The sequence below is a fragment of the Kribbella sp. NBC_01505 genome (genome assembly GCF_045040285.1).
Taxonomy (GTDB): domain Bacteria; phylum Actinomycetota; class Actinomycetes; order Propionibacteriales; family Kribbellaceae; genus Kribbella.
On the sequence record NZ_CP109425.1, the window covers coordinates 6,188,240 to 6,202,887 of the forward strand.

General features: G+C 67.3%; 12 protein-coding genes. 7 read left to right on the forward strand and 5 right to left on the reverse strand.

The genetic code is table 11. The features are described from left to right. Positions 1-36 precede the first annotated feature (36 nt). The gene (locus OG474_RS29205) at positions 37-2,241 is read left to right on the forward strand and encodes a M4 family metallopeptidase (protein ID WP_405056800.1); all 2,205 of its coding nucleotides are present in this window, start codon (positions 37-39) and stop codon (positions 2,239-2,241) included. Positions 2,242-2,290: 49 nt separating this feature from the next. Here OG474_RS29205 and OG474_RS29210 read toward each other — a convergent pair whose 3' ends face one another. After that, the gene (locus OG474_RS29210; protein WP_405056802.1) at positions 2,291-3,211 is read right to left on the reverse strand and encodes a response regulator transcription factor; all 921 of its coding nucleotides are present in this window, start codon (positions 3,209-3,211) and stop codon (positions 2,291-2,293) included. Positions 3,212-3,502: 291 nt separating this feature from the next. On the opposite strand from OG474_RS29210, the gene OG474_RS29215 reads away from it, so the two are divergent. The 4 genes from OG474_RS29215 (at position 3,503) to OG474_RS29230 (ending at position 9,350) form a co-directional block, all read left to right on the forward strand. Continuing rightward, on the forward strand, positions 3,503-6,766 hold the full coding sequence (locus OG474_RS29215; RefSeq protein WP_405056803.1) for an AAA domain-containing protein: 3,264 nt from the start codon (positions 3,503-3,505) through the stop codon (positions 6,764-6,766). Positions 6,767-6,853: 87 nt separating this feature from the next. Beyond that, positions 6,854-8,017, forward strand: coding sequence for an MFS transporter (locus OG474_RS29220; RefSeq protein WP_405056804.1), 1,164 nt, complete (start codon positions 6,854-6,856; stop codon positions 8,015-8,017). Beyond that, entirely contained in the window at positions 8,014-8,430 is a 417-nt protein-coding gene (locus OG474_RS29225) for a Dabb family protein (RefSeq protein WP_405056805.1), read from the forward strand. Before OG474_RS29220 ends, OG474_RS29225 begins: the two co-directional genes overlap by 4 nt. 149 nt (positions 8,431-8,579) lie before the next feature. Next, positions 8,580-9,350, forward strand: a complete 771-nt coding sequence (locus OG474_RS29230) for a class I SAM-dependent methyltransferase (RefSeq protein WP_405056806.1) — start codon at positions 8,580-8,582, stop codon at positions 9,348-9,350. On the opposite strand, the gene OG474_RS29235 is transcribed toward OG474_RS29230, so the two are convergent. The 3 genes from OG474_RS29235 to OG474_RS29245 form a co-directional block, all read right to left on the reverse strand. Next, on the reverse strand, positions 9,322-10,014 hold the full coding sequence (locus tag OG474_RS29235) for an aspartate/glutamate racemase family protein (protein WP_405056807.1): 693 nt from the start codon (positions 10,012-10,014) through the stop codon (positions 9,322-9,324). The two genes, OG474_RS29230 and OG474_RS29235, sit on opposite strands and share 29 nt — an antisense overlap. A gap of 4 nt (positions 10,015-10,018) precedes the next feature. After that, a complete protein-coding gene (locus OG474_RS29240) occupies positions 10,019-11,485 on the reverse strand; it encodes an NCS1 family nucleobase:cation symporter-1 (RefSeq protein WP_405056808.1) in 1,467 nt (488 codons plus the stop codon). 128 nt (positions 11,486-11,613) lie between these two features. Next, complete coding sequence (locus tag OG474_RS29245) at positions 11,614-12,318, reverse strand: GntR family transcriptional regulator (protein ID WP_405056809.1); 705 nt, start codon at positions 12,316-12,318, stop codon at positions 11,614-11,616. Positions 12,319-12,448: 130 nt separating this feature from the next. Here OG474_RS29245 and OG474_RS29250 point away from each other — a divergent pair, with 130 nt between their 5' ends. Both OG474_RS29250 and OG474_RS29255 read left to right on the forward strand, forming a co-directional pair. Beyond that, positions 12,449-13,057: a flavodoxin family protein gene (locus OG474_RS29250; RefSeq protein WP_405056810.1), complete on the forward strand. Its 609-nt coding sequence runs from the start codon at positions 12,449-12,451 to the stop codon at positions 13,055-13,057. A gap of 15 nt (positions 13,058-13,072) precedes the next feature. Next, entirely contained in the window at positions 13,073-13,600 is a 528-nt protein-coding gene (locus OG474_RS29255) for a type 1 glutamine amidotransferase domain-containing protein (RefSeq protein ID WP_405056811.1), read from the forward strand. On the opposite strand, the gene OG474_RS29260 is transcribed toward OG474_RS29255, so the two are convergent. Continuing rightward, positions 13,592-14,548: a TIGR03557 family F420-dependent LLM class oxidoreductase gene (locus tag OG474_RS29260; RefSeq protein WP_405056812.1), complete on the reverse strand. Its 957-nt coding sequence runs from the start codon at positions 14,546-14,548 to the stop codon at positions 13,592-13,594. The genes OG474_RS29255 and OG474_RS29260 overlap by 9 nt on opposite strands. Positions 14,549-14,648: the final 100 nt, after the last annotated feature.

Consider the following 14,648-nt stretch of genomic DNA (forward strand, 5'->3'; position numbering starts at 1 on the left):
GTCGGCCGATCGTCGACCCCGCCTCAAGGAGCAGTTGTGAATCGAGCCAAAAAAAGGTTGATCGCTACCAGCGGTCTGCTCGCGGCCGGGCTGGTGATGACGCCTGTCTTCGCCGCCAACGCCGACCAGACGCCTCCTGGCGCCGGCGCCGACCGGTCGAACTCCTTGGCTGCCAACGAGCAGGCGCACGCCGCGGAGAGTGCCTCCGCGCTGGGGCTGGCAGCGGGCGAGAAGCTGACGGTCAAGGCGGTCGTCGAGGACGCTGATGGCGGCACCCACGTGCGCTACCAGCGCACGCTGAACGGGATGCGCGTGATCGGCGGTGACCTTGTTGCCCACAAGGCGGCCAAGGGCACGGTCACCGACGTCACCTACAACCTCGGCCGCAAGAGCATCGCTCCCGGATCGCTGACCCCGAAGATCTCCAAGGCGGCGGCGCAGGCCAAGGGCCTCGCCACGGCCCAGGCGACCAAGGACGAGAAGGCCGCCGGGAACGAGCTGGTTGTCCTCGTCACCGATCAGGGTCCGAAGCTCGCGTACGACGTACTGACCACCGGCACTCGCGCCAACCAGGTTCCGACCCGCCTGCACACGTACGTCGACGCCGGCACTGGCGCCGTGCTGCTGACCGACGACGAGATCAAGACCGGTACCGGCGACGGCATCTTCGTCGGCAACGTCACCATCAACACCAGCCCCAAGTCGGGTGGCGGTTTCGAGATGAGGGACGCGGCGGGTCACACGGCCACCGACGTCCACAACCAGGGCGACCCCAACACGGGTGAAGGCCCGGACGGCGACATCTTCACCGACGCCGACGACAAGTGGGGGACCGGGGCGCAGTCCGACCGGGCGTCCGCCGCCGTCGACGCGCTCTACGGCGCGCAGAAGACGTTCGACTACTACAAGACACAGCTCGGCCGGAACGGGATCTGGAACGACGGCCGCGGGGCCCGCTCGCGCGTGCACTTCGCCAACGGCATGGTGAACGCGTTCTGGGACGGTACACAGATGTCGTACGGCGATGGCGCGAACAACGCTGCTCCGCTCACCGAACTGGATGTCGCCGGGCACGAGATGAGCCACGGTGTCACTGAGAACACCGCCGGCCTCGTGTACAGCGGTGAAGCGGGCGGACTCAACGAGGCGACCTCCGACATCTTCGGCACCGCGATCGAGTTCTACGTCAACAATCCCAACGACGTACCGGACTACTTCATCGGTGAAGAGATCAACATCAACGGCAACGGCTCGCCGCTGCGGTACATGGACAAGCCGAGCAAGGACGGTGCGTCGAAGGACTGCTGGTCCTCGACGCTCGGCTCGCTCGACCCGCACTACTCCTCGGGCCCGCTCAACCACTGGTACTTCATGCTCTCCGAGGGCTCGGGAGCCAGGACGGTCAACGGGGTCAGCTACAACTCCCCGACCTGCTCCGGCGCCGCGGCCGTGACCGGCATCAGTCATGCGAAGGCCGAGAAGATCTGGTACCGCACGCTGTCGACCTACCTCACGTCGTCGAGCAAGTACTCCAACGCCCGGACCGGCGCGATCAAGTCCGCCAAGGACCTCTACGGTCAGGGCTCAGCCGAGTGCCAGGCAGTCGAAAAGGCGTTCACGGCGATCGCCGTCGCGGCGACGACCGAGACCTGTGGCACGGGCAACCCGGAACCGGGCTCCCCGGCGGTCACCAACCCCGGCGCGCAGACGAGCACGGTAGGGACCGCTGACAGTCTGCAACTCGCCGCGACGGGCGGCACCACGCCGTACTCGTGGACGGCGACGGGTCTCCCCGCGGGTCTCTCGGTCAACGCCTCAACGGGTCTGATCTCCGGTACGCCGACCGCCGCGGCCACGTCCACGGTGACGGCGAAGGTCACTGATGCCGGCGGCAAGACGGGCAGCGCGTCGTTCTCGTGGGTCGTCTCCGGCGGTGGTGGCGGGGCATGCACCGGCGACCTCACCTACACCGGCAACCTCGCCGCAGGCGGTAGCAAGACGTTCCCTGCCTTCAGCGACAGCGACGCGGGCAAGCTCAAGGTCTGCCTCGACGGGCCGACCGGCAGTGACTTCGACGTCTACCTGCAGAAGCAGTCCGGATTCTCCTGGGTGACGGTTGCCCAAGGCATCAGCCCGAACCCGGACGAGTCGTTCACCTACAACAACACGGCGGGCACCTACCGCCTGGTGGTGAAGGCCGACTCCGGATCGGGCGCGTTCACGGCCACCGTGTCGGAGTAGTCCCTGGCAGTGGCACCTCCTCGAGCGCTTCGGGCTCGAGGAGGTGCTGTCAGATCCAGCCTCGACGGCTCGCCTGGATGGCCAGCTGGAATCGGCTGTGGGCGCCGAGCACCTCTTCGAGACGAGCGATCCGCCGGCCGACCGTGCGAGCGCTCACGCCCAGGTCGCGGGCGATCGCCTCGTCGGTGAGACCGGCCGCCAGGTAGGACAGCAGTTGCTGTTCATCAGAACCTGGACCGCCCAACGCGTCGACCACCTGCGACTCGGTCGACAGGGGTACGCCCATCTGCCAGAAGACCTCGAAGAGGCCGACCAGGGAGTCGAGCAGGCCGGACTCGTGGACGATGATGAGTGACCGCCGGGACCCTTTCTGGCCCGGAACCGACAGCATCGCCCGCTTGCTGTCGTACAGCATGAGGTTGAGCGGTACCTGGGCGAAGACGCGCGCCTGCTCGCCGACCGCGATGCACTGATGAACCGCGGCAAGCCCTTCGAAGTCCTCGAGCACCGATACGCCGTACAGGCCGCGTGCTCGCACGCCGCGTTCCATGGCTGCGAGGAATCCGATCGCCACGCCGGGCCGTGGGATCGCCATCCCGGTCTGGACCTTCCGCGGTGAGACGGGGCCGATGCACAGACCGTCGACGGTCGACGCGGTGTCGGCCATCAGTTTGGCCTCGACCGCCGTACACCGCGCTTCGTCTGTGATGACCTCCACGAAACTCGCGCGGTCGCCGGCTTCGCTCCAGATCTCAGCGAAGACCGAGGCGATCTGGCGAGTGGCATCAGCAGCCCGCGCATGCTCGGCCGCCACCTTCTCCAACGGAATCCGCGGCGCGACCGCCTCGATCCCCCCGTCGATCACCTCGAGTAGGCCGATGGCAGCCAGCGTCTTCACCTGGTCCGCAGCAGTGGCGCGGTCGACACCTGCCCGCTCCGCCAGGACCTCCAGGCTCGCCCTCCCGCCCACGACGGCCGCACGGTAAAGCGGCTCCGCGGCGGCCGAGAGAAAAGGCGTTGAGGACAATTCCATCTCGCCGTCCTACCACCTCATGCGCCACTGCGCGAGCACCAGAACCAGCACACCTCCCACCGTCACCGACGCCCTACCTGGGGTAACCGCAGGCCCGGTACGGCGGCCGACGGGGGCCGAAACGTTGCCCACAGCATCGCTCACCCCGACGACGCGGCCTCGACAGGCGAGCGGCTGCGGACTGTGAGATCTTGGCTACGCAACGGTCACTGTTGGTGAGGGGGTCGGGTGGCTTGGAGCGATGAGGTCACGACGGCGCTGGAGGAGTGGATCGCCCTGGAGGGCGGTAGCGCACGACGACCGTCGTGGCGGCGCGTCGGGCGAGCCATGCGGACGGCCAACGACGGTGAATACCTCGTCGACGTCCGCAGCTCCGAACTCGGCCCGGACCAGCTCGACGATCTGAAGCTGGCCGGACCGGAGCGGACCAGCATCGACTCCGGACATGCCGTCATGGAGGTTTCCCAGAGCGGGACAGCGCTCACGGTTCGGGTTGCCGAGTTCGCTCACCCCGAGGACCCACACCTGTGGCTTCTGCAGCAGCCCACGACGTTCCTGATCGAGGCGCTGCGGGACGGGCTGGCCAACCTCGGCGATGCTCCCCTCGCCGCTTCGCTCGCCGACGGAAAGGTGCAGGGCAGGCCCGCCTCGGCAGTAGCCCAGCCCGGACTTCTGCCGGCTCAGATGGAGACCTACCGAGCCTGCCTGGGGTCGGGTCTGTTCCTGGTCTGGGGACCACCGGGGACCGGCAAGACGATGGTGCTGAAGCGTGCGATCGTCGATCTGCTGGCCGCGGGAAAGCGCATCCTGCTGGTATCCGGGACGAATATCGCCGTCGACAACGCGTTGCTCGGCGTACTGCGCGAAGGCGCTCACGCCGCCGGCGAAATCCTTCGGGTCGGACCGCCCCAGCTTCGTGAGGTCGCGGCGGATGCGACCGTCTCCTTGCCCCTACTGGTGCGGGACCGTCTGACGGCGACGGAGGTGAAGCGACAGGCGATCTCGGACGAACTGGTCGCCATACAGGAACGTGTGGACCGGTTGGCTGCCGTGGAGAAGGAACTCACAGGCTTCGACGTCGCCCGGTACGTCGCCGCGCGGCGACTGTTGGCACGGCACGACGACGACCTCTCCGGGGTGAACGCTGCCGTGCTCAACGCCGAGACCGCCTACCGGAGGCGGACCGGCGACGTGGAAGCCGCGGCTCACGAGGTCCAGCAGGCTCGGCAACAGCTTGACGAGGTCGCCGACTCGCGTCACCTGTGGACGCAAGTTCAGCAATTGCGGGCAGAGGCGGACCAAGTCGATGGCGCGGCGACCACAGTCGAAGCAGCCGCTCTGATCGCTGACCAGGAGCGCGCTGATCTTCAGCTCCGCCTCGGCGAGCTGGGACGTCTCGCAGGCATCTCCAAGTGGCGAGCTCGTAAGGAACTCGCCACGACCGCGGAACGTCTGCGAGCGGCGGTCGAGGGGCAGACGAGGCTGGCGGCGAAGGCCTTGTCGGCCCGTGACGTCGCCGACCGCCGGTCGCGTGTTCTGCTCGACCAAGCCCAGGCGATCGCGACCGGAATCCCGTTCAGCAGCGAAGTGATCCGGGACCGGGAAGATCGTGCTCGTGCGGCCGCGCCGGAGCTTCAGCGGCTCACCCGGATCAAGGAGGAGACACTCAGCGAGCTGCGGCTGGCCGTAGAGCGTCAGACCGCGGCGCACCGGGCCGACGAGATCGTTCGGTCCGAGAAGGCGGCCGGGCGGCCCGTTCTGCATGACCAAGCGGGGCCGTTGCGGCGGCGCGTGCAAGTAGACCGCTCTCGATCGGTCGAGTTGGAGGCGCAGTACCAGGCTGTTCAGGAGGAGTTCGAGCGGCTGGCGCGGGATGCGGAGGGCGAGATCGTCGCCGCGGCGCGGCTCGTCGCGACGACACTGGCCAGATCGCGGACCAACAAACACGTGCTCAACGGCAGGTACGACGTGGTACTCGTCGACGAAGTAGGAGCGGCAACCTTGCCGGAAGTCCTGCTGGCTGTCTCGAGGGCATCGTCGACCGCGGTCCTGCTCGGTGACTTCCTGCAGCTCGGTCCCGTACTCCCGTCAGCCATCAAGCAGAGCAAACGACGCGAGATCGTCACCTGGCTGCAGGCCGACGTCTTCGCGCACTGCGGAATCGGCACTCCGGCCGAAGCCAGGGCTCACCCCTCCTGTGTCACCCTGACGGCGCAGAACCGCTTCGGTCACACGGTGATGGAGCTGGCCAACGGGATCGCCTACGACGGTGCGCTCGAGGCGGGGCCGCTGGTTCCCGCGCGGGACGTCGTCGCCGACCCCGAGATCGTGCTGATCGACACCGACGGGCTGGGGGAACTCGCCGTACCGACCAGGACGGGCGCCGCGAGTGGATGGTGGCCGGCCGGTGCGTTGCTCGCCCGGGCACTGATCGAGCTGCATGAGGACAACGGCGAGGCCACCGGTGTGGTGACCCCCTACCGGCACCAGGCGTCCGCGACGCTCGAGGCGCTTCGTGATGTCGAGCGGACCGGAGGCCCGCTGGCCGAAGTGGGGACGGCTCATCGGTTCCAGGGCCGGGAGTTCCCGATCGTGGTCTTCGACCTTGTCGAGGGCAGCGACGGCAAGGCGATGTGGATGGCGCAGGCCGGCCGCGGACCGGGCACCAGCGGATGGCAGCAGGACGGGCTTCGCCTGTTCAACGTCGCGATCACCCGCGTCCGGACCAGGCTCTACCTGCTGGGCAGCCGTGGACGGATCGAGGCGGCCGCTCCCGGGACGGCCTTCGCCGAGTTGAAGGGACGGATCAATCGCACGGTGCCCGGGACGGCGCTGATCGCACCCCGGGCCACCGCCGACTCGGAGCGGCTCGGGCCCTTCGGCTCACGGCTGCGCGACGTACTCGGGCGGCATGTCGAGATCACCGACATCGACGACGAGCGGGAGTTCTTCGAGACCTTCATCGAGGCGATCCGCACCGCGCGTGCCTCGTTGTGGATCTGGGCACCCTGGGTCGTCAACCGCGTCCGCCAGCTCCTTCCACACCTCGCCGCGGCCGCAGCGCGTGGTGTTCGGATCGTGGTCTTCGTCCGTGATCCCAGCGACCCCATCCAGCGAGCCAATGCGGAGCTGGTGACGGATCTACGTGCTGTCGTGCACGCCGCGACACTGGTGGAACGGATGCATCAGAAGATCATCGTGGTGGACGAGCAGACGGTGCTGATCGGCAGTCTGAACGCGCTCTCCCAGAGCCGGACCCGCGAGATCATGGTGACGATTCGCGGCGCCCATTTCGCCCGGAAGATTCTTGAACACGAGCACGCCGAGGTGTTCGCGGATCCGCCGACCTGCCCGAAGTGCACGCGGACCGACGTCGATCTCCGGCGCCGGCGCAACGGTATCTGGTACTGGCGCTGCTTCAACTCGACCTGTCCGGGCCGAACCGGTCGGCGGGCGTGGAATCAGGACATCGTGTTCTCCCGCAAGCCCTGACCGCTGCCGGCGTCCGCTACGTACGGGGCACAACTACGCAATTCTCACCGACGCGCGGTGTGCTGGGTCGCTGCGAGGCTCGTGGTCATGGAGCTGATGACGAGGGGCCCGACGCGGACAGCCCGAGGGACGCTGCTGGCGACATCGATGGCGACGATCATGGCTGCGGCGATCATCGCGCCGAGTCTGCCGGCGATGAGCAGCTATTTCGGATCCGAGGTGCTGGTGCGACTGGCGCTGACGATCACGTCGCTCGCGATCGCCGTGAGTGCACCGGTGGCTGGGCGCTTCGCCGATCGGTGGGGGCGGCGGCGGTTGCTGATCGGGAGCTTGCTCCTGTACGCCGTCGCCGGGAGCGCCGGTTACTTCGCGCGGGACCTCGCCGTACTGATCACGACGCGGATCCTGCTCGGGGTCGCGGTCGGCGGGATGATGACGACAGTCAGTGCGTTGATCACCGATTGGTTCGATGGTCCGCGGCGGGCGTCGTTCCTGGGACTGCAGCAGGCGTTCGCCAGTTTGGGCGGCGTGATCTTTCTGCCGCTCGCGGGGCTGCTGGCCGCTGGGAACTGGCGGTGGCCGTTCTGGATCTACGTCGTCGCCGCGCTCATCGTGCCGTTCGCCATCCGCTCGGTGCGCGACGAACGACGTACCGGGGGAGTGGCCGTTCCACTCGATCAACGGCCGACTGAGTGGCGGCGGGTCTTCGGGATCTATGGGCTGGCGCTGGGAGCCACGCTGGTCTTCTTCATGGCACCGACGCAACTGCCGTTCCTGATGGCCAGTCTTGGCATCGGGCCGGCGATGACCGGCGTCGTCGTGGCCGCCAGCACTGTGACCGGAATCCTTGGTGCACTGATGTTTCCGTCCGCGCGTCGCCGGTTCACCCCAGCGACCATCACCGCCGCGAGCCTGGTGCTGCTCGGAGTCGGCTGGCTGGTGATCGGCAGTACTGCCTCGGTCGTCCTGGTGCTGGTCGGGCTGCTGATCGGCGGCGCCGGCGTGGGCGTCGTCGTACCGAACCTGAACCTCCGGCTGTCCGAACTTGCCCGCAGCAACCAACGGGCCCAGGTCCTCGGCGGTCTCGTGTCCGGCATCTTCCTCGGTCAGTTCCTGTCCCCACTGGTGGCGCAACCGCTGGTGCAAACCATCGGCATCCGCACGACGTTCACCGCCAGCGGTCTGTTGATCGCCGTCGCAGGTGTGGCCGCACTGTTCCGTTTCATCCACAACGAAAGGAAAGACAAATGATCTACCACGGCAACCGATTCACCCTGAAGGCCGACGCCAACCCCGAGCAGGTCGAGATCGCGCTCGAGAGCCTGCGCAACCAGGGCCGCTCAATCCCCGCGGTGAAGTCGTTCGTCGTCGGCCGCGACTTCGGCGGCGAGTTCGAGTACGGCGCGACCTACGTGATCGAGGACCTGGACGGCTACTGGGAGTACCTCATCCACCCGGCCCACCTGAACACCGACCGCGTCGGCCTGCCCCTCGTCGAGAAGTTCGTCTCGTTCGACATCTCCGACGACGAGGACCCGGACCTCGGCACCAAGATCGCCGCCCTGCACAAGCGCCGCTACGACACAATGCCTGACATCAACAAGCTGGTCTCAGACCTCCCCGAGTACGTCGGCAGCGCCGCCCCCGAGGCCCAAGACGCCTGACCAGAACAACCGACGGGCTCTCGCACCAGCGTTGCGAGAGCCCGCCGCCGTGGTCGCAACCGTTGCTGGATCCGGCCTGTCGGCGATCTCGCCGGCCCAGGCCCAGAAAATGGTTTCCGGTCGGGCCGTACAACAGCCAGGATGGGGCGATGGCGACAGACGAGATGCCCGATCACTGGTACGACGATTACGAGCGGGGCCGGCCTGGCTACCCGGAGCAGGTCGTTGATCTCGCCGAGCTCGCGCCGTCGGCGACGGCGCTCGAGCTTGCCGCCGGGACGGGCAAGCTCACCCGTCAGCTGATCTCGAGGTTCGCGCGTGTGGTGGCCGTCGAGCCGGACCCTGGTATGCGTCGCCGGCTTGACGCGGGTTGCCCGGGTGTTGAGGCCGTCGACGGAACTGCGGAACGGATCCCGCTCGCGGATGACGTGGTCGACGCGGTCTTCGTGGCCCAGGCCTTCCACTGGTTCGACAACGAGGTCGCGTTGGCGGAGATCGCGCGCGTCCTGCGACCGGGCGGGGCGCTCGTAGTGGTGTGGAACGTGGCGAACGGATCGGTGGTCCCCTCCATCGCGGCTGCTGAGGAGCTTCTCGCTCCCATCTGGCCTCAAGATTCCGGGTTCCCGCTCGACATGATGAGTGGCGACTGGGCGCCCACTGCGTGGAACCTGCCTTTCGCCGAAAGAGCCTTCGAGCAGATCCACGAGGTGCGGTTGGCGAATCCTCAGACTGTCGATGCGCAGGGACTGGTCGCCTACTTCGGCTCCATGGGCTGGGTCGCGAACCTTCCCGATGAGGAGCGGCAGCCCCTTGTCGGCGCCATGAGGTCCCGCCTCACCGCCGCGGAATACGTGCTGCCCTGGCAGACACGCGTGCAATGGACTCGGCTCCTCAACGGGACGGGAAGGCTAGCTCGTTGAGTTTGCCGGTCGTGAGGTGCATGCGGACCAGGCCTTCCACAGCTACGGTTGCTGCGGCGACGCCGTCGACGACGCTGACCCCTAGCTCGGCGGACAGGTCGTGGCACAGGTCGGCCATGCCTGCGCAGCCCAGGACGATGGCGTCCGAGCCGTCTTTGGCCAACGCCTGCTTGCAGGCTTGAAGGACGGTTGCTCGTGCCCGGCTGTCGGTCTCTAGGTCCAGTACGGCGATCTCGCACGCGTGGATGCCCAGGCACTGCCGGGCGACGCCGTACTGGTCAGCGAGGTCCCAGGCGTGCCCGACGGTTCGCGACAGTGTTGTGACCACGCTGAAACCACGCCCTAGATAGGCCGCCGTCCGCATGGCTGCTTCGGCGATGCCGACAACTGGACCGCGGGCCAGTTCGCGTGCGGGCTTCAGCCCAGGGTCGCCGAAGCAGGCGATGACGTAACCGTCGTAACCGGCCGCCTCGCCGCTGGCGATCTCCTCGAGGACTCCCGGTACGGCGAGGGCGGCGTCGACGTGGCTCTCGATGGCGACGGGCCCTTGCCGCGGACTCGTCGCGTCGACGGTGACATCCGGGCCGGTGACCGCCCGCGCGTACTTGCCGATCTTGACGGTCATCGACGTGGTCGTGTTCGGGTTGATGATCTTGAGGCGCATCCGCTCAGGCCGCACTCGGGCGGGCGACGCCGGCCCGTTTTGCCAGCACCGTGTAGACCGCGAACCCGACTCCGCAGCCGATGAACCAGCTGTAGTCGCTGATCCACAAGGCGGCGTCGATCCAGCGCGGGACGAGCACTGACGCGACGGACACGAACCCAGCAGCGATGACCGCCTTGACCGCGCTGACGTTGTACCCCTTCGAGTAGTGGTACGCGCCGGTCTCCTCCATCGTGAACAGGTCGGCCACGACAAGTTTCTGCCTGCGGATCAGGTAGAAGTCCGCGATCAGGATGCCGATCAGCGCACCGAGGATGCCCAGTGTGTAGTGGATCGCGGTGTCGTTGTTGTACCAGTTCCACGGCGTCAGCAGCACCGAACCGACCGCCGCGATCATGCCGCCCATCCGCCAGCTGATCCGTTGCGGGCTGACGTTGGAGAAGTCGAAGGCCGGTGAGATGAAGTTCGCCACGATGTTGATGCCCACGGTCGCCGTGACGAAGGTGGCCGCACCGAGCACGATCGCGAAGGTGCTGTCGATCCGCTGCACGGTCTTGATCGGATCGGTGATCAGCTCCCCGTAGACCGGTACGGTCGCGGCCGCGGTGATCACGGTCAGCAGGGAGAAGAAGATGAAGTTGAGCGGCAGCCCCCAGAAGTTGCCTCGCTTCACCGCCGCGAAGCTCCTGCCGTAGCGGGAGAAGTCACCGAAGTTCAGCATCGGGCCGGAGAAGTAGGACACCACGAGAGCGACGGCGCCGAACATCGTGCCGACTGTGGTCCACCCCGACAGCCTGTGGTCGGACAGGTTGAGGTCGATGGCGAAGTCCGCCTTGAAGAGCAGGTAGACGCACAGCGCGAGCATCGTGACGTAGACAGCCGGACCGGCCAGGTCGATGAACCTGCGGATGCTGTCCATGCCTCGCCAGAACAGCGCGGCCTGGGCAACCCAGAGGATGGCGAAACCGACGTACCCGAGAACCGAGAGGCCGAGGAAGCCGTGCTGGCCGGCATCCGCCCACGGGGCGAGGCCGGGCCAGAGTTTGAGGAACACGATGTTCAGCGCGGCCGCGGCGAGGAACGTCTGTACGCCGTACCAGGCGACCGCGATCAGGCCGCGGATGATGGCCGCGATGTTGGCTCCCCGGACCCCGAAGGAGACTCTGCTGATGACGGGATACGGGACGCCCGCGAGCTGGCTCGGCTTGGCGACCAGGTTGCAGAAGAACTGCACGATGCAGATCCCGGCGATCAGGCAGACGAAGACCTGCCACGTCGTCAGGCCGAGCGCGAACAGGCTGCCTGCCGTCAGGTACCCGCCGACACTGTGCACGTCGGACATCCAGAACGCGAAGATGTTGTACGCGCCCCAGGTCTGCTTCTTCAGCGGCGCGAGGTCCTCGTTGGTGAGGCGGGGGTCATAGCTGGTCGCCTCAGCTGGTGCGCGGAACCGAGTCACGCTGTCGGTCATGATGAGCTCCTCGGGCGGAGCCGCGATCGGAGTCACGCGGCCGATACGGCGACGCTAAGGAGAACTCGTTTCGCCGGCGGACACCGCTGATGAACCCAGGATTTCGGGGCAAATATATGCGTCGGCGGTCAGTCGGGGTCGGCGAAGCACTCGGGATCTCCGGCGAACCGGCCGATGGATCGCCGGAGCCGGTCGTAGTGCTGGTCCGACTCGGCGATCAGCGTGTCCGCGTCGCGGGCCGCGAACGCATCGAGCATCCGCTGGTGATCCGCCTGGAAGTCGACGCGATCGTGGTCGGCGACGTGAGACATCGGCCGCGCGGGCTCGGTGATGTTCCAGGCCGATTCGTACATCGTGATCAGCCGTCGCATTCCCGACGGTGCGATCAGAGCCAGGTGGAATCGGCGTGCCGCCGCGTCGTAGGCGCGGTCGTCGCCACGCTCGATGGCTTCTCCGACTTCCTGATGGGCCAGCCGAGCCTGCTGGTCGTGGCCGGCGTCGGCAGCTCCGGCCGCCGCGCGCAGGGCGGCCGACTCGAGCACCTGGCGAACGTCGTACAACTCTCTGAACTCGTTGAAGGTCAGCTTGGCAACGCTGTACCCGACATGCGGGCGGTGCTCGACGAGTCCTTCCGCGAGAAGCGTCTTCAGCGCCTCGCGGACCGGAATGGGGCTGACCCCGAAGAACGCGGCTACCTCGTCGATCGCGATCGGCGTCCCAGGCTGCTGCCCGCCGGTCAGCACGGATCGCCGCAGATCGTCCTCCAGCGAGGGCTTCTCGTCCACGGCACCAGTCCGCACCAACCGAGAGGCGAAAGCCGATCTACGACGCATCTCTGCAGAATACTGGCAGGCGCACGTTGATAGTGCTGGTCACCGCATCCGGGGTGAAAGACCGGGAGAGGTGGGTACCGGTCGGCGCAGGCTTGGCTGTGGATGCCGGCCGGAACGGGAGAAATCGCGGATGTCGTCGCTTCGGGCGTTGGTACTGAGTTGTTCGTTGAAGAAGTCGCCGGCGAAGTCGAGTTCGGAGCTGATCGGGCGGGAGTTGCTGACTGCGCTCGCCGATCATGATGTCGACGGCGAGCTGGTCCGGGTCGTCGATCATGATGTGCGGTTCGGGGTGAGTGTCGACGAGGGGGACGGTGATGAGTGGCCGGTGTTGCGGGAGAAGGTGCTTGCCGCGGACATCTTGATCATCGCGACGCCGATCTGGATGGGGCAGCCGGCGAGTGTGTGCAAGGTGGTGCTGGAGCGGTTGGACGCGGAGTTGTCCGAGAAGGACGACGAGGGCCGGCCGTTGGTCTACGGCAAGGTCGCGATTGTCGGTGTCGTCGGCAACGAGGACGGCGCTCATCACGTGACGGCCGAGGTGTTTCAGGCGCTGAACGATGTCGGTTTCACGGTCCCGGCGGCCGGAGCGACGTACTGGGTCGGGGAGGCGATGGGGTCGGTCGACTACAACGACGCCGGACCGAAGCCGGACACGACCGGTGCGACCACCAAGACCGCCGCAGCGAATGCCGCGCACCTCGCGCGGCTCCTGCGTGACAACGCTTATCCCGCTAGCTGAACAAGGAGGTTTTCGATGAGCAAGATCGCATTCCTGGTCGCTGCCGAGGGTATCGAACGGGTCGAGCTGACCGAACCGTGGAAGGCCGTGCGGGATGCCGGTCACGAGCCGGTGCTGGTGAGTCCGGCCGATGGTGAGGTGCAGACGTTCGATCACCTGACGGCGGCCGGCAAGCAGGCGGTCGACCAGGTGGTCGCTGATGCCTCGGTGGCGGACTTCGCCGCGCTGGTGCTGCCCGGTGGGGTGGCGAACCCGGACGCGTTGCGCCTGGACGAGAAGGCGGTTGCCTTCGTCAAGGAGTTCGTTGCCTCGGGCAAGCCGGTGGCGGCGATCTGTCACGCGCCGTGGACGCTGATCGAGGCCGATGCGGTGCGGGGCCGGACGTTGACGTCCTGGCCGAGTCTGCAGACCGATCTCCGGAACGCGGGCGCGACCTGGGTCGACCAGGAGGTCGTTGTCGATGGCAACCTGATCACCAGCCGCAACCCCGACGACCTCCCGGCCTTCGGTAAGACCCTGCTCGAGGCGCTGACGTCAGGCTGACCGCAATGCGGGGCCGAGTTCGTCGGTGAAGAACCTGAAGAAGCCGTCCATGTCGGGGCCGGCGTTGATCAGTGCGAGGCGGTCGTAACCGGCCTCGGTGAACTGCCGCGCGACTTCGAGGTGCCGTTCCGGATCGGGACCGCAGCCGAACTGTTCGGCCATGTGGACCGCGGTCACGAGCGTGGTCGCGGCATCGAAGTTCACCGGGTTGGGGAGTTCGGCCTGGACCTTCCAGCCGGTGACGCCGAAGCGGAACAGCCGGCGGGCGGACTCGGCCGCCTCGTCGGCCGATGGAGCCCAGGCGAGCGGGACCTCGGCGTACCGGGGTCCGCTGCCGCCGGCCTTCTCGTACGTCGTGATGAGGTCGGACCTGGGTTCGGTCACGAAGAGCGCGTCGCCGAGCTCACCGGCGATCCGCGCGGCCGAGGGTCCACCGGCGGCCACGGCGATCTGCGGGAGGACGTCCGGCAGGTCGAACACCCGCGCGTCCTCGAGCCGCAGGTGCTGACCGACGTACGACCGGTAGCCGCCGCTCCACAGCAGCCGGATGATTTCCAGCGCCTCGCGCAACATCTCGTGCCGGGTCGAGACCGCCGGCCAACCGGCGCCGACCACGTGCTCGTTCAGTCGTTCACCCGCGCCGACCCCGAGCGTGAACCGTCCGCCGGACAGGATCGCGGTCGTTGCCGCCATCTGGGCGACCACCGCCGGGTGGTATCTGATGAACGGGCAGGTCACGCCGGTCGCCAGCCCGATCGTCGACGTCCGGGCCGCGATCGCGGCCAGCATCGAGAACGCGAACCCGGAGTGCTCGTGCTCGCTGACCCAGGGATGGAAGTGGTCGCTGACCTCGACGAAGTCGAACCCGGCGGCCTCCGCCCGGACCGCCTGCTCGACGATCTCCAGCGGCCCGTACGCCTCGGCAATCAGTTTGAAGCCCAGTTTCATGTCCCCGCCGGTTTCCATCCTCGGCCAAGGCAAACCAGACGTTTCACCAGCTCACGCCCGGGAACCCGCCGGGTATGGCGGCTGAGATGTTCGAGGGTTT